The 20,657-nt window shown below is 66.4% G+C and carries 18 protein-coding genes and 3 tRNA genes; 20 read left to right on the top strand and 1 reads right to left on the bottom strand.

What is annotated here, in order from left to right:
* Positions 1-216: 216 nt before the first annotated feature.
* From PotMrB4_RS20130 to PotMrB4_RS20040, 19 genes are all read left to right on the top strand, one after another.
* Positions 217-906, top strand: coding sequence for an ABC transporter permease (locus PotMrB4_RS20130; RefSeq protein ID WP_160480015.1), 690 nt, complete (start codon positions 217-219; stop codon positions 904-906).
* 16 nt (positions 907-922) lie between these two features.
* Positions 923-1,621 (top strand): ABC transporter permease, encoded by a 699-nt coding sequence (locus PotMrB4_RS20125; protein WP_044412311.1) that lies wholly within the window; start codon positions 923-925, stop codon positions 1,619-1,621.
* Positions 1,622-1,625: 4 nt separating this feature from the next.
* On the top strand, positions 1,626-2,738 hold the full coding sequence (locus PotMrB4_RS20120; RefSeq protein ID WP_172434313.1) for a succinylglutamate desuccinylase/aspartoacylase family protein: 1,113 nt from the start codon (positions 1,626-1,628) through the stop codon (positions 2,736-2,738).
* Between the two features lie 24 nt (positions 2,739-2,762).
* Positions 2,763-3,527 (top strand): arginine/ornithine transport ATP-binding protein AotP, encoded by a 765-nt coding sequence (gene aotP, locus PotMrB4_RS20115; RefSeq protein ID WP_044412306.1) that lies wholly within the window; start codon positions 2,763-2,765, stop codon positions 3,525-3,527.
* A gap of 30 nt (positions 3,528-3,557) precedes the next feature.
* Complete coding sequence (argR, locus tag PotMrB4_RS20110) at positions 3,558-4,538, top strand: transcriptional regulator ArgR (RefSeq protein ID WP_069559661.1); 981 nt, start codon at positions 3,558-3,560, stop codon at positions 4,536-4,538.
* A gap of 360 nt (positions 4,539-4,898) precedes the next feature.
* Positions 4,899-6,119, top strand: coding sequence for an aspartate aminotransferase family protein (locus PotMrB4_RS20105; RefSeq protein WP_172434312.1), 1,221 nt, complete (start codon positions 4,899-4,901; stop codon positions 6,117-6,119).
* Between the two features lie 143 nt (positions 6,120-6,262).
* Positions 6,263-7,279, top strand: coding sequence for an arginine/ornithine succinyltransferase subunit alpha (gene aruF, locus PotMrB4_RS20100; RefSeq protein ID WP_044412298.1), 1,017 nt, complete (start codon positions 6,263-6,265; stop codon positions 7,277-7,279).
* Between the two features lie 72 nt (positions 7,280-7,351).
* Entirely contained in the window at positions 7,352-8,377 is a 1,026-nt protein-coding gene (gene astA / locus PotMrB4_RS20095; RefSeq protein ID WP_044412295.1) for an arginine N-succinyltransferase, read from the top strand.
* On the top strand, positions 8,374-9,837 hold the full coding sequence (gene astD, locus PotMrB4_RS20090) for a succinylglutamate-semialdehyde dehydrogenase (RefSeq protein WP_107329066.1): 1,464 nt from the start codon (positions 8,374-8,376) through the stop codon (positions 9,835-9,837). Before astA ends, astD begins: the two co-directional genes overlap by 4 nt.
* Positions 9,834-11,180, top strand: coding sequence for an N-succinylarginine dihydrolase (gene astB / locus PotMrB4_RS20085; RefSeq protein ID WP_044412289.1), 1,347 nt, complete (start codon positions 9,834-9,836; stop codon positions 11,178-11,180). Before astD ends, astB begins: the two co-directional genes overlap by 4 nt.
* A gap of 85 nt (positions 11,181-11,265) precedes the next feature.
* Positions 11,266-11,556 carry a hypothetical protein gene (locus PotMrB4_RS20080; RefSeq protein ID WP_044412286.1) on the top strand — a complete coding sequence of 97 codons (291 nt, stop codon included), beginning with the start codon at positions 11,266-11,268 and terminating at the stop codon, positions 11,554-11,556.
* Positions 11,557-11,566: 10 nt separating this feature from the next.
* Positions 11,567-12,562, top strand: a complete 996-nt coding sequence (gene astE, locus PotMrB4_RS20075) for a succinylglutamate desuccinylase (RefSeq protein WP_044412282.1) — start codon at positions 11,567-11,569, stop codon at positions 12,560-12,562.
* Positions 12,563-12,677: 115 nt separating this feature from the next.
* Positions 12,678-13,688 carry a low-specificity L-threonine aldolase gene (gene ltaE / locus PotMrB4_RS20070; RefSeq protein WP_172434311.1) on the top strand — a complete coding sequence of 337 codons (1,011 nt, stop codon included), beginning with the start codon at positions 12,678-12,680 and terminating at the stop codon, positions 13,686-13,688.
* Between the two features lie 113 nt (positions 13,689-13,801).
* A complete protein-coding gene (alaS, locus tag PotMrB4_RS20065; RefSeq protein WP_160480009.1) occupies positions 13,802-16,423 on the top strand; it encodes an alanine--tRNA ligase in 2,622 nt (873 codons plus the stop codon).
* Between the two features lie 144 nt (positions 16,424-16,567).
* Positions 16,568-17,806 (top strand): aspartate kinase, encoded by a 1,239-nt coding sequence (locus PotMrB4_RS20060; RefSeq protein WP_044412275.1) that lies wholly within the window; start codon positions 16,568-16,570, stop codon positions 17,804-17,806.
* Positions 17,807-17,987: 181 nt separating this feature from the next.
* The gene (gene csrA, locus PotMrB4_RS20055; RefSeq protein WP_007159101.1) at positions 17,988-18,173 is read left to right on the top strand and encodes a carbon storage regulator CsrA; all 186 of its coding nucleotides are present in this window, start codon (positions 17,988-17,990) and stop codon (positions 18,171-18,173) included.
* A gap of 60 nt (positions 18,174-18,233) precedes the next feature.
* A tRNA-Ser gene (locus PotMrB4_RS20050) sits at positions 18,234-18,324 on the top strand.
* A 108-nt stretch (positions 18,325-18,432) separates the two neighbouring features.
* Positions 18,433-18,509: transfer RNA gene (locus PotMrB4_RS20045), tRNA-Arg, on the top strand.
* A 71-nt stretch (positions 18,510-18,580) separates the two neighbouring features.
* A tRNA-Arg gene (locus PotMrB4_RS20040) sits at positions 18,581-18,657 on the top strand.
* Between the two features lie 90 nt (positions 18,658-18,747).
* On the opposite strand, the gene PotMrB4_RS20035 is transcribed toward PotMrB4_RS20040, so the two are convergent.
* Positions 18,748-19,692, bottom strand: a complete 945-nt coding sequence (locus PotMrB4_RS20035; protein WP_172434310.1) for an alpha/beta fold hydrolase — start codon at positions 19,690-19,692, stop codon at positions 18,748-18,750.
* Positions 19,693-19,808: 116 nt separating this feature from the next.
* Between PotMrB4_RS20035 and PotMrB4_RS20030 the strand changes: the two genes are divergently transcribed.
* Positions 19,809-20,630, top strand: a complete 822-nt coding sequence (locus PotMrB4_RS20030) for a substrate-binding periplasmic protein (RefSeq protein WP_074970157.1) — start codon at positions 19,809-19,811, stop codon at positions 20,628-20,630.
* Positions 20,631-20,657 lie beyond the last annotated feature (27 nt).

The raw sequence follows: 20,657 nt of genomic DNA, 5'->3' as shown, positions 1-20,657 counted from the left end.
TAAAAACAGCCTCAAAATGCTCATTTACCCCACGTAAACTGCGCTTTTTCGTCTGTTTTTGCCTTGCGCTGACTGCCTCGTCCCCGTTTTTAGAGGCGCCCTACGGCACCGCGCGACCGGGCGTCACGGTCGGCGGCTAACCTGCAGGTTGTGCCACTTTTTCATTGCAGCGGTGCTGTCCGGTTTCACCTGGGGCGCTGCAAGAGGACCTGAAACATGCTCAACGGCTACGGCTCGACCATTCTCGAGGGTGCCTGGCTCACCCTGCTGCTGGCGCTGTCCTCCATGTCCATGGCCATCCTGCTCGGCCTGGTCGGCGCGGCCTTCCGCCTGTCGCCGGTGCGCTGGCTGGCCATCATGGGGGATGCCTACGCCACCGTGGTCCGCGGCATTCCCGACCTGGTGCTGATCCTGCTGATCTTCTACGGCGGCCAGCAGGTGGTGAACCTGGTGGGGCCGATGGTCGGCTATGACGACTACATCGACCTCGACCCGTTCTGGTCCGGGGTCTTCACCCTCGGCTTCATCTTCGGTGCCTACCTGTCCGAGACCTTCCGGGGCGCCTTCATGGCCATCCCGAAAGGGCAGGGCGAGGCCGGATTCGCCTACGGCATGAGCGGTCGCCAGGTGTTCTTCCGCATCCTGGTGCCGCAGATGATCCGCTTCGCCATCCCCGGCTTCACCAACAACTGGCTGGTGCTGACCAAGGCCACCGCGCTGGTGTCCGTGGTGGGCCTGCAGGACATGATGTTCAAGGCCAAGAGCGCGGCGGACGCCACCCGCGAGCCCTTTACCTTCTTCCTGGCCGTGGCGGGTCTGTACCTGGTGCTGACCAGCGTGTCGCTGCTGGCGTTGCGCTTCCTGGAAAAACGTTACTCCGTCGGCATCAAGGCCGCCGATCTGTGAGCGAGAGGGCGCATCCGTGATCTTCGACTACACCGTCATCTACGAGAACCTGCCGCTCTACTTCAGCGGCGTGCTGGTGACCCTCAAGCTGCTGGCCATTTCCCTGGCCGTCGGTCTGCTGGTGGCCGTGCCCCTGGCGCTGATGCGGGTCTCCAAGCAGCCCATGGTCAACTTCCCGGCCTGGCTCTACACCTACGTCATCCGCGGCACCCCGATGCTGGTGCAGCTGTTCCTCATCTACTACGGCCTGGCCCAGTTCGAGGCCGTGCGCGCAAGCTGGCTCTGGCCCTACCTGTCCAACGCCACCTTCTGTGCCTGCCTGGCGTTCGCCATCAACACCAGTGCCTACACCGCCGAGATCCTCGCCGGCAGCCTCAAGGCCACGCCCCACGGCGAGATCGAAGCGGCCAAGGCCATCGGCATGTCCCGCGCCAAGCTGTACCGCCGCATCCTGCTGCCCTCGGCCCTGCGTCGTGCGCTGCCGCAGTACAGCAACGAAGTGATCATGATGCTGCACACCACCAGCCTGGCCTCCATCGTCACCCTGGTGGACATCACCGGCGCCGCGCGCACCGTGAACTCGCAGTACTACCTGCCGTTCGAGGCGTTCATCACCGCCGGCCTGTTCTACCTGTGCCTGACCTTCATCCTGGTGCGCCTGTTCAAGCTGGCCGAGCGCCGCTGGCTGGCCTACCTGGCCCCGCGCAAGGCCTGATGCCATGGAGCGCATCGACCACGAACTGCCCTGGGGCCTGCCCGGTACCCGCCGCCAGCTGAGCGTCTTCCGCTTCGGTGTCGGCGCGCGCAAGGCGTACCTGCAGGCGTCCCTGCATGCCGATGAACTGCCGGGCATGCGCGTGGCGGTGGAGCTCAAGCGGCGTCTGGTCGAACTGGAGGCCCAAGGGCGCCTGACCGGCTGCATCGAACTGGTGCCGGTGGCCAACCCCATCGGCCTCGGCCAGGTGCTGCAGGCCACCCACCTGGGTCGCTTCGAGTTCACCAGTGGGCGCAACTTCAACCGGGGCTTCGTCGACCTGGCGGCCCAGATCGAGGCCAGCCTGGAAGGGCGCCTGGGTGATGACGCTGATGCCAACCGCACCACCATCCGCGAGGCCATGCGGGCCGCCCTGCGCCAGCTGCCGCCGGCCACTTCGGAGCTGGAGGGGCTGCAGCGCCTGCTGCTGACCCACGCCTGCGACGCCGACCTGGTGCTGGACCTGCATTGCGACCTGGAGGCGGCCGTGCACCTGTACTGCCTGCCGCAGCACGCCGCGCCGCTGGCCGGGCTCTCGGCCCGCCTGGGGGCCGCGGCCGTACTCACCGCTGAAGAGTCCGGCGGCAGCTCGTTCGACGAGGCCTGCTCGCTGCCCTGGCTGCGCCTGGCCCGGCGCTTCCCGCAGGCGTCGATTCCGCTGGTCTGCGTGGCCAGCACGGTCGAGCTGGGCGGCGTGGCCGATACCGACCGCCCGCTGTCCGAGGCTCGCGCCGAGGCCATTCTCGCAGTGCTCGCCGAGCACGGGTTGATCGACGGTGACTGGCCGGCCGCTCCGCCGGCACGGTGCGAGCCGACCCCCTTCGAGGGCACCGAACTGCTCTATCCGCCCCACGCCGGCGTGGTCAGCTTCCTGCAGCCTGCCGGTGCGCGGGTCAGGGCTGGCGAGCCGCTGTTCGAAGTGATCGACCCCTTGAGCGACCGCCATTCCACGGTGTGCGCCACGGTGGACGGCGTGCTGTTCGCCCGTGAGCGCACCCGCTTCGCCCAACCCGGACTGTGGCTGGCCAAGGTGGCCGGCCGTGAACCCATTCGTCAGGGACGCTTGCTGAGCGACTGATCCAATCGCATCGAGACCGAGACCATGTACAAACTGGAAGTCCAAGACCTGCACAAGCGCTACGGCAGCCATGAAGTCCTCAAGGGCGTCTCCCTGGCCGCCAAGGCGGGCGATGTGATCAGCATCATCGGCTCGAGCGGATCGGGCAAAAGTACCTTCCTGCGCTGCATCAACCTGCTGGAGCAGCCCCACGGCGGCAAGATCCTGCTCAATGGCGAGGAGCTCAAGCTGGTGGCCAACAAGGACGGCGGCCTCAAGGCGGCCGACCCCAAGCAGCTGCAGCGCATGCGTTCGCGCCTGGCTATGGTGTTCCAGCACTTCAACCTGTGGTCGCACATGAGCGCCCTGGAGAACGTCATCGAAGCGCCGGTGCACGTGCTCGGCGTGTCGAAGAAGGAAGCCATCGAGAAGGCCGAGCACTACCTGGCCAAGGTCGGCGTGGCCCACCGCAAGGACGCCTACCCGGCGCACATGTCCGGTGGTGAGCAGCAGCGTGTCGCCATCGCTCGCGCCCTGGCGGTGGAGCCGGAGGTGATGCTCTTCGACGAGCCCACTTCCGCCCTTGACCCCGAACTGGTGGGCGAGGTGCTCAAGGTGATGAAGGACCTGGCCCTGGAAGGCCGCACCATGGTGGTGGTCACCCACGAGATGGGCTTCGCCCGCGAGGTGTCCAACCAGTTGATTTTCCTGCACAAGGGCGTGGTCGAAGAGACCGGCTGCCCGAAGGATGTGTTGGCCAATCCACAATCCGAGCGGCTCAAGCAGTTCCTCTCCGGAAGCCTCAAGTAAATCGTGCCGACTGAGGCTAAGCTGCCTGCCATGACTGCCCAACGAATCGGTTTCCTGCTCTGGCCCGGCACCAAGGCCATGACCCTGGCGCTGGCCGAGGAGGCCCTGCGCGTCGCCCAGCGCCTGCACCCGGAAGTGGTCTACGACCTGCACTTCCTCCAGGCCGAGGCACCGGCCGAAGGCGGCTGGCGCCTGCCGGGCGAGCCCTGGACCGGCAGGCTGGAAGGGCTGACACGCCTGTTCCTTCTGGCCGACGAGCCACCGGCGGCGGTGTCCGTCGGGCTGGCCACGGCGCTGAAGCAGGTGGCCCGCACCGGCTGCGTGGTGGGCGGGCTCTCCGCCGGGGTCTACCCGTTGGCGCAGCTGGGCCTGCTGGACGGTTACCGCGCAGCGGTGCACTGGCGCTGGCAGGATGATTTCAGCGAGCGCTTCCCCAAGGTCATCGCCACCAGCCACCTGTTCGACTGGGACCGCGACCGCCTCACTGCCTGCGGCGGCCTGGCGGTGCTCGACCTGCTGCTGGCGGTGCTGGCCCGTGACCACGGCGCCGAGCTGGCCGGCGCCGTGTCCGAGGAACTGGTGGTGGAGCGCATCCGCGAAGGCGGCGAGCGCCAGCGCATCCCGCTGCAGAACCGCCTCGGCTCCAGCCACCCGAAGCTCACCCAGGCGGTGCTGCTGATGGAGGCCAACATCGAGGAGCCGCTGACCACTGACGAGATCGCCCAGCACGTGTGCGTGTCGCGCCGCCAGCTGGAGCGCATCTTCAAGCAGTACCTCAACCGCGTGCCCAGCCAGTACTACCTGGAGCTGCGCCTGAACAAGGCCCGGCAGATGCTGATGCAGACCAGCAAGTCGATCATCCAGATCGGCCTCTCCTGCGGCTTCTCCTCCGGCCCGCACTTCTCCAGCGCCTACCGCAACTTCTTCGGCGTCACCCCTCGCGAAGACCGCAACCAGCGGCGCAGCGGCGGCCCCTTCGACAACCAGCCGGCACTGTCCGAGCGCGGTTGATCACCGGTGCCGGGCGGGCGGCTTGCAGCGCCCGGCGCCTCGTTCCTTTCTTCCTTGTGCTGGCAGCCCCGGTCGCGGGTGCGGCGTGCCGGTGCATGGCGTCTCGATGCGCCGTCTTGCCTCGTGTCCTTGCGCATGACGGATACCCGCCGGTCATCCCGTGGCGAATACGCTGTGCCCCGTGCGTCCTGTGGCGATCCGCGTTTAAACTGCGCCTTCCCGACGCTTTCTGTCGCATTTCCGAAAGCCTCGGATTTTCGCGGGTTTGGGCTGTAAGAAGTTGTCGCTTGGCGACAATGCCAACCCCGGATCACTCCCTACAATCCTTTCACCACTAGCCGCTTCAGGCAGGAGAAACTGATGTCCGTTGAGCATGCGCAGGTCGAGCGCGCCGATTTCGATCAGCTGATGGTCCCCAACTATGCCCCCGCCGCGTTCATCCCGGTGCGAGGCCAGGGCTCCCGCGTCTGGGACCAGAGCGGCCGTGAACTGATCGATTTCGCCGGCGGCATCGCCGTGAACTCCCTGGGGCATGCTCACCCGGCACTGGTCAAGGCACTGACCGACCAGGCCAACAAGATCTGGCACGTCTCCAACGTCTTCACCAACGAGCCGGCCTTGCGCCTGGCCCGGAAGCTGGTGGACGCCACCTTCGCCGAGCGCGTGTTCCTCGCCAACTCCGGCGCCGAGGCCAACGAGGCCGCGTTCAAGCTGGCCCGTCGCTACGCCCACGACGTTTATGGCCCGCAGAAGCACGAGATCATCGCCGCCACCAACAGCTTCCACGGCCGTACCCTGTTCACCGTCACCGTGGGCGGCCAGCCGAAGTACTCCGACGGCTTCGGTCCGAAGATGGAAGGCATCACCCATGTGCCGTTCAACGACCTGGAAGCCCTGAAGGCCGCCATCTCCGACAAGACCTGCGCCGTGGTCCTCGAACCCGTGCAAGGGGAGGGCGGCGTGCTGCCGGCCGACCAGGCCTACCTGGAAGGCGCCCGCAAGCTGTGCGACGAGCACAACGCCCTGCTGGTGTTCGACGAAGTGCAGAGCGGCATGGGCCGCAGCGGCCACCTGTTCGCCTACCAGCACTACGGCGTGACCCCGGACATCCTCTCCAGCGCCAAGAGCCTGGGCGGCGGTTTCCCCATCGGCGCCATGCTGACCACCACCGAGATCGCCAAGCACCTCTCCGTGGGCACCCACGGCACCACCTACGGTGGCAACCCGCTGGCCTGCGCCGTGGCCGAAGCGGTGCTGGACGTGATCAACACCCCCGAAGTGCTCAGCGGCATCACCGCCAAGCACGAGCGCTTCAAGTCACGCCTCGAGGCCATCGGCCAGAAGTACGGCCTGTTCAGTGAAGTGCGCGGCCTGGGCCTGCTGATCGGCGCGGTACTGGCCGATGCCTGGAAAGGCAAGGCCAAGGACGTGCTCAACGCCGCCGAGAAGGAAGCCGTGATGGTGCTGCAGGCCAGCCCGGACGTGGTGCGCTTCGCGCCCAGCCTGGTGATCCCGGACGCCGACATCGACGAAGGCCTGGACCGCTTCGAGCGCGCCGTGGCCAAGCTGACCCAGGCCTGAGGGCCCGGAAGGCGCGGCACAGGAGGTGCCGCGTCGCACAACCAGGGATGAAGGTTTTTCATGCGTGATCGGCGGCCCATTGGCCGCCGTTTTCTCCGGTCGGCCAACGGCGCCGCCGGAGCCTTTATTGAAGGAGTGACCCCATGCTGGTGATGCGCCCCGCGCAAATGGCCGACCTCGCCGATGTTCAGCGACTGGCCGCGGACAGCCCCGTGGGTGTCACGTCCCTCCCGGACGACGCCGGTCGCCTGGGCGAGAAGATCACCGCCTCCGAAGCGTCCTTCGCTGCCGAAGTGAGCTTCAACGGTGAGGAGAGCTATTTCTTCGTGCTGGAAGACACCGAGCGCGGCTGCCTGGTGGGCTGTTCCGCCATCGTCGCCTCCGCCGGTTTCTCCGAGCCCTTCTACAGCTTCCGCAACGAGACCTTCGTGCATGCGTCCCGGGAGCTGAAGATCCACAACAAGATCCACGTCCTCTCGCTGTGCCACGACCTCACCGGCAACAGCCTGCTGACCAGCTTCTACGTCGAGCGCGACCTGGTGAACACCGCCTTCGCCGAACTCAACTCCCGCGGCCGCCTGCTGTTCATGGCCAGCCACCCCGAGCGCTTCGCCGATGCGGTGGTGGTGGAGATCGTCGGCTACAGCGACGACCAGGGTGAGTCGCCGTTCTGGAACGCCGTCGGGCGCAACTTCTTCGACCTCAACTACGTCGAGGCCGAGCGCCTGTCGGGGCTGAAGAGCCGCACCTTCCTCGCCGAGCTGATGCCGAACTACCCCATCTACGTGCCGCTGCTGCCCGACGAGGCCCAGGAGTCCATGGGGCAGGTGCACCCGCGCGCGCAGATCACCTTCGACATCCTCATGCGCGAAGGCTTCGAGACCGACAACTACATCGACATCTTCGACGGTGGCCCGACCCTGCACGCCCGCACGTCCGGCATCCGCTCCATCGCCCAGAGCCGCGTGGTGCCGGTGCGCATCGGTGCCGCGCCCAAGGTGGGCCGCCAGTACCTGGTGAGCAACGGCCAGCTGCAGGACTTCCGCGCCGTGGTGGCCGAGCTGGACTGGGCCCCGGGCAAGCCGGTGGAACTCACCGCCGAAGCCGCCGAAGCCCTGGGCGTCGGCGAGGGCGCCAGCGTGCGCCTGGTGGCGATTTAACCCCGAGTGCCAGCCCTGGGCGGCGTGCCGCCCGACCTGCCGCTCGCAGCACGAAGCTCTAACGGAGTGACTATGATCGTTCGTCCCGTACGCAGCGCCGACCTGCCGGCCCTGATCGACCTGGCGCGCAGCACCGGCGCCGGCCTGACCACGCTGCCCGCCAACGAGGAGCGCCTGACCCACCGTGTGGGCTGGGCCGAGAAGGCATTCCGTGGCGAGGCCGAGCGGGCCGATGCCGACTACCTGTTCGTGCTCGAGGACGACGACGGCAAGGTCGTCGGCATCTCCGCCGTGGCCGGCGCCGTGGGCCTGCGTGAGCCCTGGTACAACTACCGCGTCGGGCTCACCGTCAGCGCCTCCCAGGAGCTGAACATCCACCGGCAGATCCCCACGCTGTTCCTGGCCAACGACCTGACCGGCAACTCCGAGCTGTGCTCGCTGTTCCTGCACGCCGGCTACCGCACCGGCCTCAACGGCCGCCTGCTGTCCAAGGCACGCTTCCTGTTCATCGCCGAGTTCCCCGAGCTGTTCGGCGACAAGGTGATCGCCGAGATGCGCGGCATGTCCGACGAGCACGGCGTCTCGCCGTTCTGGGAGAGCCTGGGCCGGCACTTCTTCAAGATGGAGTTCTCCCGCGCGGACTACCTCACCGGCGTCGGCAACAAGGCCTTCATCGCCGAGCTGATGCCCAAGTTCCCGCTCTACACCTGCTTCCTCTCCGAGGCGGCGCGGGACGTGATCGGGCGCGTGCACACCGACACCGAGCCGGCCCTGGCGATGCTCAAGGGCGAGGGCTTCAGCTTCCAGGGCTACGTCGACATCTTCGACGCCGGCCCGGCCATCGAATGCCAGACCGCGAAGATCCGCGCCGTGCAGGACAGCCAGGCGCTGGTGCTGGCCGTGGGCACGCCGGGCGAGGACGCCACGCCGTACCTGATCCACAACCGCAAGCGCGAGGATTGCCGTGTCACCGCCGCCCCGGCGCGCCTGGCTGCCGGCACCCTGGTGGTGGACGCCGACACCGCCAAGCGCCTGAAACTCTCGGCTGGCGCCTCGGTTCGCGCCGTGCCCCTGTCGGCCAAGGAGTCCGTGAAATGAGCACCCATTACATCGCAGGCGCCTGGCAGGCCGGGCAGGGCGAGGCCTTCGACTCGCTGAACCCGGTCACCCAGGAATCCGTCTGGAGTGGGCAGGGCGCCAGCGCCGAGCAGGTCGAAGCCGCCGTGGCTGCCGCCCGTGCGGCCTTCCCGGCCTGGGCCCGCCTGAGCCTGGACGCGCGCATCGCCGTTCTCGAACGCTTCGCCGCCACCCTCAAGACCCGCGCCGACGAACTGGCCCGTTGCATCGGCGAGGAGACCGGCAAGCCGCTGTGGGAGTCCGCCACCGAAGTGACCAGCATGGTCAACAAGGTCGCCATCTCCATCCAGAGCTACCGCGAACGCACCGGCGAGAAGAGCGGCCCGCTGGCCGATGCCACCGCCGTGCTGCGCCACAAGCCCCACGGCGTGGTCGCCGTGTTCGGCCCCTACAACTTCCCTGGCCACCTGCCCAACGGCCACATCGTGCCCGCGCTGCTGGCCGGCAATGCCGTGGTGTTCAAGCCCAGTGAGCTGACCCCCAAGGTGGCCGAGCTGACGGTCCAGTGCTGGATCGAAGCGGGCCTGCCCGCCGGCGTGCTCAACCTGGTGCAGGGCGGCCGCGAAACCGGCGTCGCCCTGGCCGGCAACCCGGGCATCGACGGCCTGTTCTTCACCGGTTCCAGCCGCACCGGCAACCTGCTGCACCAGCAGTTCGCCGGCCGCCCGGACAAGATCCTGGCGCTGGAGATGGGCGGCAACAACCCGTTGGTGGTGGACGAGGTGGCCGATGTCGATGCGGCCGTCTACACCATCATCCAGTCCGCCTTCATCTCCGCCGGCCAGCGCTGCACCTGCGCCCGCCGCCTGCTGGTGCCGGTCGGCGCCTGGGGCGACGCGCTTCTGGCGCGCCTGGTGGCGGTGGCGGCGAGCATCCAGGTCGGCGCCTTCGACGCCCAGCCGGCGCCCTTCATGGGCTCGGTGATCTCCCTGGACGCCGCGCGCCACCTGCTCAAGGCCCAGGAGCACCTGATCGCCCAGGGCGCCACGCCGCTGCTGGCCATGTCCCAGCCGCTGGAGACCGCCGCGCTGCTGACCCCCGGCATCCTCGACGTCACTGCAGTGGCCGAGCGACCGGACGAAGAGTTCTTCGGCCCGCTGCTGCAGGTGATCCGCTACGACGGCTTCGAGGCCGCCATGGCCGAGGCCAACGCTACCCAGTACGGCCTGGCTGCCGGCCTGCTCTCGGACTCCCGCGAGCTGTACCAGCGCTTCTTCATCGAGAGCCGCGCCGGCATCGTCAACTGGAACAAACAACTGACCGGGGCCGCGAGCAGCGCGCCCTTCGGTGGCGTCGGCGCGTCGGGCAACCACCGCGCCAGCGCCTACTACGCCGCTGACTACTGCGCCTACCCGGTCGCCTCGCTGGAAAGCGAAACCCTCGCCCTGCCTGCAACCCTGACGCCTGGAGTCAGCCTATGAGCGCCCATGAAGTGAACTTCGACGGTCTGGTCGGCCCGACCCACAACTACGGTGGCCTGTCCTACGGCAACGTGGCGTCGCAGAGCAACAGCCAGGCGGTCTCCAGCCCCAAGGAAGCCGCCCTGCAGGGCCTGGCGAAGATGAAGGCGCTGATGGACATGGGCTTCCAGCAGGGCGTGCTCGCCCCGCAGGAGCGCCCCAACGTCGCCGCGCTGCGCAGCCTCGGCTTTGCCGGGACCGACGCCCAGGTGATCGAGAAGGCCGCCCGTGACGCCATGCCGCTGCTGGCCGCCTGCAGCTCGGCATCCAGCATGTGGACCGCCAACGCCTGCACCGTCAGCCCCAGCGCCGACACTGCGGACGGCCGCGTGCACTTCACCGCCGCCAACCTCAACTGCAAGTTCCACCGCAGCATCGAGCACCCCACCACCAGCCGCGTGCTGGCGGCGATGTTCGCCGACGAGCGCCACTTCGCCCACCATGCCGCGCTGCCGGCGGTGGCACAGTTCGGTGACGAAGGCGCGGCCAACCACACCCGTTTCTGCAAGGGCTACGGCGAGGCCGGCGTGGAGTTCTTCGTGTTCGGCCGCAGCGCTTTCGACAGCCGCTTCCCGGCGCCCTCGCGCTACCCGGCGCGGCAGACCCTGGAGGCCAGCCAGGCCGTCGCGCGCCTGCACGGGCTGAGCGAGGCCGGCGTGGTCTATGCCCAGCAGAACCCGGCGGTGATCGACCAGGGCGTGTTCCACAACGACGTGATCGCGGTGGGCAATGGCGAGGTGCTGTTCCATCACCAGGACGCCTTCCTGGAGACCGACAAGGTACTGGCCGAGCTGCACGACAAGCTGGGCCGCGTCGGTGGTCGCTTCCAGGCCGTGTGCGTGCCCCGCGAGGCGGTGACGGTGGAGGACGCGGTGCGTTCCTACCTGTTCAACAGCCAGCTGCTCAGCCGCGCCGACGGCAGCATGCTGCTGATCGTCCCCGAGGAGTGCCGCAACAACGCGCGGGTGTGGCACTACCTGCAGACCCTGACCGCCGAGGACGGCCCGATCCGCGAGGTGAAGGTCTTCGACCTCAAGCAGAGCATGCAGAACGGCGGTGGCCCGGCGTGCCTGCGCCTGCGCGTGGCCCTGAAGGACAACGAGCTGGCGGCGGTCAACCCGGGCGTGATCCTCACCCCCTCGCTCTACGACACCCTGACCGCCTGGGTGGAGAAGCATTACCGTGATCGCCTGAGCGAAAGCGACCTGGCTGATCCACAATTGCTCACCGAATGCCGCACGGCATTGGATGAACTCACCCAGATCCTTAAACTGGGCGCCGTTTATCCGTTCCAACTGAACTGAGCGGCGTGCGGCCGGCGGTGAGGTGTTCCTCGGAACCCTCCGCCCCGCCCGCCGCTCTCTGCCTTACGATCCTGGAGTTCTACACATGTCCGACGCCCTGCAACTCATCCTCGAAGACACCGACGGCACCCAGCTGGAAACGTCCTGCACCCGTTTTGCCGTGGTCTGGCAGGGCAAGGAGGTCTGGATCCAGACCGCCGGCAACGGCCAACTGCTGATCGGCGTGGACGTGGAGGAGGGCGATACTGAGTACGCCAACCTGCTGCTGCGCCCGCTGGCCACCAACCTGGTTAGCCTGCAGCTGGAGATGGAACCGGCCGACGCCGACGACGAAGACGGCCACGTACACGGGCCGGACTGCAACCACGACCACTGAGGACGCGCGGATGCTGGCCCTTGGCAAGCTGCTTGAACTGACCCTGGCCGGCCGTGAGCCGACCGAGAAGATTCAACTGACCGCCGAGGGCACGCGCCTGCACTGGCTGGCGGAGGGCGCCCTGGAGGTGACCCCGCCCGCCGGCGCCGATGACGGCCTGGACCTGCTGCTCTCCGCCGGCATCCACGGCAACGAGACGGCGCCGATCGAGCTGCTCGACCGGCTGATCCAGGGTGTGGCCCGGGGCGAACTGAAACCCCGCGCACGCATCCTCTTCCTGCTCGGCAACCCCGAGGCCATGCGCCGGGGCGAGCGCTACGTGGAGCAGGACATCAACCGCCTGTTCAACGGCCGCCACGAGCAGACCAGCGGCACCGAGGCCATGCGCGCCAACGAGCTGGAACACCTGGCCGCTGCGTTCTTCGCCCGCGAGGGCCGCACCCGCCTGCACTACGACATGCACACCGCCATCCGCGGTTCGCGCATCGAACAGTTCGCCCTCTATCCCTACCGCGAGGGGCGTGCCCATTCCCCCCGCGAGCTGGCGCGCCTGGCCGCTGCCGGGGTCGAGGCCGTGCTGCTGCAGAACAAGACCGGCATCACCTTCAGCTCCTACACCTACGCGCGGCTGGAGGCCGAGGCCTTCACCCTGGAACTCGGCAAGGCCCGGCCGTTCGGGCAGAACGAGGGCGTGAACCTCGACCGCCTGGAGACCCGCCTGCGCCAGTTGATCGAGGGCGCCGAGCCGGAGGTGGACACGCTGGGCGACCTCAAGCTGTTCGCCGTGTCCCGCGAGGTGATCAAGCACAGCGATGCCTTCCGCCTGCACCTGCCCGACGATGTGGAGAACTTCAGCGAGCTGCCCACCGGCTACCTGCTGGCCGAGGACATCGCCGGGACCCGTTGGGTGGTGGAAGAGCAGGGCGCGCGCATCATTTTCCCCAACCCCAAGGTGAAGAACGGCCTGCGCGCCGGCATCCTCATCGTGCCCGCCAACGTCGACTGACCCAGTGGGCCGAGCCCCTGCGGGCTGAGGCCCGCTTCGTGGGGCGCCTGGCGCCCCTTGCCCCACCCGCCGCGCTCCTTTAGGGTCACCCCCTTACCCAGCCGAGGAGCCCGAGATGTCCGTCATAGACCTGCGCAGCGACACCGTCACCCAACCCACTCCGGGAATGCGCGAGGCGATGAACCGCGCCCCGCTGGGTGATGACGTCTATGGCGAAGACCCCACCGTCAACCGTCTGGAAGCCTGGCTGGCCGAGCGCCTGGGGTTCGAGGCGGCGCTGTTCGTCCCCACCGGCACCATGAGCAACCTCCTGGGCCTGATGGCGCACTGCCAACGGGGCGACGAGTACATCGTCGGCCAGCAGGCGCACACCTATAAGTACGAGGGCGGCGGCGCGGCAGTGCTGGGCTCGATCCAGCCACAGCCCATCGAGGGCGAGGCCGACGGCAGCCTGGACCTGGCGAAGGTGGAGGCGGCCATCAAGCAGGACGACTTCCATTTCGCCCGTACCCGCCTGCTGGCGCTGGAGAACACCATGCAGGGCAAGGTCCTGCCCCTGGCGTACCTGGCAGCGGCCCGCGAGCTGACCCGCCGCCGTGGCCTGGCGCTGCACCTGGACGGCGCGCGGCTGTACAACGCCGCCGTGAAGCTGGGAGTGGACGCTGCCGAGATCACCCGCCATTTCGACTCCGTTTCCGTGTGCCTGTCCAAAGGACTGGGCGCGCCGGTCGGGTCGGTACTGTGCGGCGGGGCTGAGTTCATCCAGCGTGCTCGCCGGCTGCGCAAGATGGTCGGTGGCGGCATGCGCCAGGCTGGCCTGCTGGCCGCCGCCGGGCACTACGCCCTGGAGCACCAGGTGGCGCGCCTGGCCGACGACCACGCCAACGCCGCGCGCCTGGGTGAAGGGCTTGCGGCACTGGGCTTCAGCGTGGAGCCGGTGCAGACCAACATGGTCTACGTCGACATCGGCGAGCGGGCCGCTGCCCTCAAGGCCTTCATGGCCGAGCGCGGCGTGGTAGTGAGCGCGGCGGCACGCCTGCGCATGGTCACCCACCTGGATGTCGACGCCGCCGGAATCGAGCGGGTGATCGAGGGTTTTGCCGCGTTTCTCGATCATGCGGGCTGAAATCCCCCCGATAGCCCCTTTCTATCGCACAAGGCACTATCCGCGCGGCAAAGGGCCGATATAATGCGGCCCTTTGCCGGCGATTCTTGACCGCAGATTCCGTGGACGAACCTATGAAAAGCGCAGAAATCCGTGAAGCCTTCCTGAGCTTCTTCGAAGAGAAGGGGCACACCCGCGTCGCCTCCAGCTCCCTGATCCCGGGCAACGACCCGACCCTGCTGTTCACCAACGCGGGCATGAACCAGTTCAAGGACTGCTTCCTGGGCCTGGAAAAGCGCGCCTACACCCGTGCCACCACCAGCCAGAAGTGCGTCCGCGCCGGCGGCAAGCACAACGACCTGGACAACGTCGGCTACACCGCGCGCCACCACACCTTCTTCGAAATGCTGGGCAACTTCAGCTTCGGCGACTACTTCAAGCGCGATGCCATCCACTACGCCTGGGAATTCCTCACCGGCGACAAGTGGCTGAAGCTGCCCAAGGAAAAGCTCTGGGTCACCGTCTACGCCAGCGACGACGAGGCCTACGACATCTGGACCCAGGAAGTCGGCATCCCTGCCGAGCGCATGGTCCGCATCGGTGACAACAAAGGCGCGCCCTATGCGTCCGACAATTTCTGGGCGATGGGCGATACCGGCCCGTGCGGTCCGTGCACCGAGATCTTCTACGACCACGGCCCGGACATCTGGGGCGGCCCGCCCGGTTCCCCGGAAGAGGACGGTGATCGCTACATCGAGATCTGGAACAACGTCTTCATGCAGTTCAACCGCACCGCCGATGGCGTGATGCACCCGCTGCCGGCGCCCAGCGTGGACACCGGCATGGGCCTGGAGCGCATCAGCGCCGTGCTGCAGCACGTGCACTCGAACTACGAGATCGACCTGTTCCAGAGCCTGCTCAAGGCCGCTGCCGAGGCCATCGGCTGCGCCAACGACGACGCCCCGTCCCTGAAGGTCGTGGCCGACCACATCCGCTCCTGCTCCTTCCTGGTGGCGGACGGTGTGCTGCCGTCCAACGAAGGCCGTGGCTACGTGCTGCGCCGCATCATTCGCCGCGCCTGCCGCCACGGCAACAAGCTGGGCGCCAAGGGCACCTTTTTCCACAAGATCGTCGCTGCCCTGGTGGCCGAGATGGGCGAGGCCTTCCCCGAGCTCAAGCAGCAGCAGGCGCACATCGAGCGCGTGCTGAAGACCGAGGAAGAGCAGTTCGCCAAGACCCTGGAACATGGCCTGAAGATCCTCGAGCAGGACCTCGCGTCCCTGCAGGGCCAGGTCATCCCGGGCGACATCGTCTTCAAGCTCTACGACACCTACGGGTTCCCGGTCGACCTGACCGCCGACATCGCCCGCGAACGCGAGCTGACCGTCGACGAGGAAGGCTTCGAGCGCGAGATGGAAGCCCAGCGCGAACGTGCCCGCGCCTCCAGTGCCTTCGGCATGGACTACAACAGCCTGGTCAAGGTTGACGGTGACACCCGTTTCCTCGGCTACGCCGGCACCAGCGGCAGCGGCAAGGTCGTCGCGTTGTTCAAGGCTGGCGCTGCCGTCGACAGCCTCGCCGAAGGCGAGGAGGGCGTGGTGGTGCTGGACCAGACCCCGTTCTACGCCGAGTCCGGTGGCCAGGTGGGCGACTGCGGTTACCTGGAAGGCGCCGGTGTGCGCTTCGACGTCCGTGACACCACCAAGGCCGGCGGTGCCTTCCTGCACCACGGCATCGTGGCCAAGGGCGGTCTCTCGGTTGGTGCCAGCGTCAAGGCCGAGGCCGACTCCACCGTTCGCAGTGCCACGGCGCTGAACCACTCCGCGACCCACCTGCTGCACGCAGCCCTGCGCCGCGTGCTGGGTGAGCACGTGCAGCAGAAAGGCTCCCTGGTGGACAGCCAGCGCCTGCGCTTCGACTTCAGCCACTTCGAGGCCATCAAGCCCGAGCAGCTGAAAGCGCTGGAAGACATCGTCAACACCGAGATTCGCCGCAACACCGCAGTCGAGACCGAAGAGACCGACATCGAGACCGCCAAGGCCAAGGGCGCCATGGCGCTGTTCGGCGAGAAGTACGGCGACCAGGTTCGCGTGCTGAGCATGGGCGGTGATTTCTCCGTCGAGCTCTGCGGCGGTACCCACGTCTCCCGCACGGGCGACATCGGCCTGTTCAAGATCACCAGCGAAGGCGGTGTAGCCTCCGGCGTGCGCCGTATCGAGGCAGTCACCGGTGCTGCGGCCCTGGCTTACCTGAACGGTGCCGAGGAGCAGCTGAAGGAAGCGGCCGTGCTGGTCAAGGGCAGCCGTGACAACGTCCTGGACAAGCTCGCAGCCCTGCTGGAGCGCAACCGCCAGCTGGAGAAGGAAGTCGACCAGCTCAAGGCCAAGGCGGCCAGCGCGGCCGGCGACGACCTGGCGGCATCGGCGGTGGAGGTCAAGGGCGTCAAGGTCCTGGCCGCGCGCCTGGACGTGGACGGCGACGCGCTGCTGGCGCTGGTCGACCAGTTGAAGAACAAGCTCGGCCGCGCAGTGATCCTGCTCGGCGGGGCGCTGGAGGGCAAGGTGACACTGGTCGCCGGCGTCACCCAGGACCTGACCGGCCAACTCAAAGCCGGCGATCTGATGAAGCAGGCCGCGGCAGCGGTCGGTGGCAAGGGCGGTGGCCGTCCGGACATGGCGCGTGGCGGTGGTACCGACGCCGCAGCCCTGGACCAGGCTCTGGCACTTGCCGTTCCGTTCGTCGAGCAGGGGCTCTGATGCCGTTGGCGCCCGGTTGCCACACGCACCGGGCGCCCGCCGGAACCCTTCGCCAGGAGCTCCGCGCCACGCCCGGCGGGCCCTTGGCAGTGTCCTGCGTTGATTGTTTAATGGGCGCCCTTCACGGGATTAGGCGGCTTTGAAATGGCTTTGATCGTACAGAAGTTTGGGGGGACCTCGGTCGGCACCATCGAGCGCATCGAGCAGGTGGCCGAGAAGGTCAAGAAATTCCGCGAGCGCGGTGACGACATCGTCGTGGTGGTTTCCGCCATGAGCGGCGAAACCAATCGCCTCATCGATCTGGCCAAGCAGATCAGCGACAACAAGCCGGTTCCGCGTGAGCTGGACGTGATGGTGTCCACCGGCGAGCAGGTGACCATCGCCCTGCTGGCGATGGCGCTGATCAAGCGCGGTGTGCCGGCCGTCTCCTACACCGGCAACCAGGTCCGCATCCTCACCGACAGCGCCCACAACAAGGCGCGCATCCTGCAGATCGACGACCAGAAGATCCGTGCCGACCTCAAGTCCGGTCGCGTCGTGGTGGTGGCCGGTTTCCAGGGCGTGGACGAGCACGGCAACATCACCACCCTCGGTCGTGGTGGTTCCGACACCACCGGCGTGGCCCTGGCGGCTGCCCTGAAGGCGGACGAGTGCCAGATCTACACCGATGTAGATGGCGTCTACACCACCGATCCGCGCGTTGTTCCCCAGGCCCGTCGCCTGGACAAGATCACCTTCGAGGAAATGCTGGAAATGGCCAGCCTCGGTTCGAAGGTGCTGCAGATCCGCTCGGTGGAGTTCGCCGGCAAGTACAACGTTCCGCTGCGCGTGCTGCACAGCTTCCAGGAGGGTCCGGGCACCCTCATTACCCTTGATGAAGAGGAATCCATGGAACAGCCGATCATTTCCGGCATCGCCTTCAACCGCGACGAGGCCAAGCTGACCATCCGTGGCGTGCCGGACATCCCCGGCGTGGCCTTCAAGATCCTCGGCCCGGTGAGTGCGGCCAACATCGAAGTGGACATGATCGTGCAGAACGTCGCGCACGATAACACCACCGATTTCACCTTCACCGTGCACAACAATGACTACCAGAACGCCCTGGCCGTGCTGGAGAAGACCGCTGCCGAGATCGGTGCCCGTGAAGTCGGCGGCAACACCAACATCGCCAAGGTGTCCATCGTCGGTGTCGGCATGCGCTCCCACGCGGGCGTCGCCAGCCGCATGTTCGAAGCCCTGGCCAAGGAAAGCATCAACATCCAGATGATCTCGACTTCCGAGATCAAGGTCTCCGTCGTCATCGAGGAGAAGTACCTCGAACTGGCCGTCCGTGCCCTGCACACCGCCTTCGAACTGGATGCACCCGCTCGACAGAGCGAGTGAGCCTTATAACGAAAGGCGCGGCTCACCCCGCGCCTTTCGTCGTTTTTGGTCTGCGGTGGTGGAACTTTCCTTTTGCCACCGCTGGTCAATACTTGGGTGGACGCCCCTTGAAATTCATGGGGGGCCGACGCCATTTCTTTTTTGCAGACTGTCCCTGAAACACATCCGTGAGGAGAAAGGAATGCTGATTCTGACTCGCCGGGTCGGAGAGACCCTGATGGTCGGTGATGAAGTCACTGTCACCGTATTAGGCGTGAAAGGTAATCAGGTGCGCATTGGCGTCAACGCCCCGAAAGAGGTAGCCGTGCACCGTGAGGAAATCTACCAGCGCATCCAGAAAGAGAAAGACCAGGAACCAAACCACTAATTTTTCTACTTTTTTTCTTTGCAAACGGGGAAAACATGGTTATCATGCGCCCCGTGTTGCGGAGAGGTGGCCGAGTGGCCGAAGGCGCTCCCCTGCTAAGGGAGTACACCTCAAAAGGGTGTCGGGGGTTCGAATCCCCCCTTCTCCGCCATTATTCAGTGTTGTAGAGATGTCAGCGGTTAGTTCGATAAGTTATTGAAAAGTATCGAAAAAATCAGTTGACGGTGGTTTTGAAGTCTCTATAATGCGCGCCCACAACGCACTCGTAGCTCAGCTGGATAGAGTACCCGGCTACGAACCGGGCGGTCAGAGGTTCGAATCCTCTCGAGTGCGCCATTTTCAATCAGCTGATATAGCGTCGGGTGATTGAAGAAACCAGCGGTGATCTGGTCTAAAAACACCACAACGCACTCGTAGCTCAGCTGGATAGAGTACCCGGCTACGAACCGGGCGGTCAGAGGTTCGAATCCTCTCGAGTGCGCCATACAAGAAAGGCCTGCAGAAATGCAGGCCTTTTTCTTTTCCCGTCTTTTTTATTTCTCCGATAATTGCGTCGCTCTGTACGGGCAAGCGGTCACGGTGTGGCCGTGCCGGTGGCGAGACCGTCGAGGAAGGCCTGGTAGTGGCGTGCTGTCTCGGCGGGGCGCTCGATCATCGGGGCGTGTCCGCAATCCTTCATGACCACCGTACTGGCGTGCGGGATCAGCGGCTTCATGACATCGAGGCTCGATACATCCAGCACGCGGTCCTTGTCGCCCCAGAGCAGCAGGGTAGGGGCCTGGATCTTTGGCAGTTCCGGCTCCAGGGGGATGTAGCGCTGAACCAGTTGCTGAAACACCGCTTCGTAGTGGGCCTGGTTGGCGATGGCCCTGTCGGCCAGGTAGCGCTTGAGCGGGGCCGGCAGGACGGGCGGATCGACGAAGACGAAGTCCATCAGCCTGTCGTAGTCGGAGACGCGGGTGACCACCAGGGGATTTGGGCGGCCCTGTTCCAGCAGGTCGAACAGTTCGCTCTTGTGCGGTGCAGTGACCCCCGCGTTGTCGAAGAGCGCCAGCGAACGCACGCGGTCCGGGTAGCGCGCCGCATACAGCGCCACGATGTGCCCGCCCATGGAGTTGCCCACCAGATGGACCTTGCCCACCGCCAGCGCCTGGATGAAGTTCGCCAGCCGCTCGGCCTGGGTGCCGACGTCGTAGCTGCCCGTCGGCCGGCTGCTTTCACCGAAGCCCGGCAGGTCGGGTACCACCACGTGGTAGCGGCTGCTGAAGTGCCGGGCCATGCGCAGCCAGTTGTCCTTGTCCGCACCGAAGCCGTGGACCATGACGATGGTCTCGCCCAGCTTCGGGCCGCCGTCGTAGTAGGCGAAATCCAGTTCGCCCGCTGTCACCACCTGGCGGCTCAGGCCGGCCAGATGGGTTTCCACCAGTCGCGCGCTGGCCATCAACGCAGGCGGATAGAAATAAAGCGTGGCCGCCACTGCTGCCAGCAACGTCACAAGTCCTGCAAGCAGTTTCTTCATCAAGGCTTCCTTATGACAAATAACGATTTCAAATGGCCTAAGCTAGCACGGCGTTATGGTCGTGCAGTGACACGGCCGGCGTCTTCCCAACCAAGCTCCAGAACTGGGACTCCATGATGTACAGACGTCTCTTCCTCGCTCCGTTGCTGATCGCCAGCCTGCTGGTGCCGACCCTCGCCCTGGCGGCCAAGAAGTGCGAGCGCCTGGTGGCCACGGGAAACCCCGAGTACCCGCCCTACCTGTGGCGCGACCCACAGAACCCCAAGCTGCTGGTCGGCGCCAATGCCGACCTGCTGCACCGCATCGGCGAAGAAATCGGCGTGAAGATCGACGTCCTCTATACCGGCCCCTGGTCCCGCGCGCAGGACGAAGTGCGCACCGGTCGGGTCGACCTCATCGCCGGGGCCTTCCTCACCCTGCCGCGGCTGGAAACGATGGACTACATCCACCCCGCCTTCCTGGACACGCCCAGCGTGGTCTGGGTCAAGCACGGCCGCGCGTTCCCCTTCCAAGGGCGTGACGACCTCAAGGGGCGTACCGGTGGCACCCTGGTGAACAACAGTTTCGGCCAGGACTTCGACCACTTCGCCCGCGACAACCTCACCCTCGAAGAAGTCCCCAGCGTCACCCAGGCCTTCCAGAAACTGCTGCTGGAGCGCACCGAATTCGTTCTCTACGAGCACTACCCCGGCGTCGCCCTGGCGGAAACCCTCGGTATCACTAATGACCTGGAAGTGCTGGAACCGCCTATCGCCAGCGAAGGGCTGTACCTCACGCTCTCTTACAACTCCGCCTGCAACGACCCCTGGCTGCGCGGACAACTGGCGAAAAAGATGACAGAATTGGTCGCCGCAGGGGTGCCGCAGGCCCTGCTGCAACGCAATCTCGAGCGGTGGCGGACCCAGCAGGTACAGCCCGCCACGGCCCCGAAACCGTAGGAAACCCCAGTGATCGAACACCGCATA

It is taken from the genome of Metapseudomonas otitidis (assembly GCF_011397855.1).
Taxonomy (GTDB): Bacteria; Pseudomonadota; Gammaproteobacteria; order Pseudomonadales; family Pseudomonadaceae; genus Metapseudomonas; species Metapseudomonas otitidis.
Note: the sequence above shows the minus strand (reverse complement) of the source record. Positions and strands in the feature narration are given on the sequence as shown.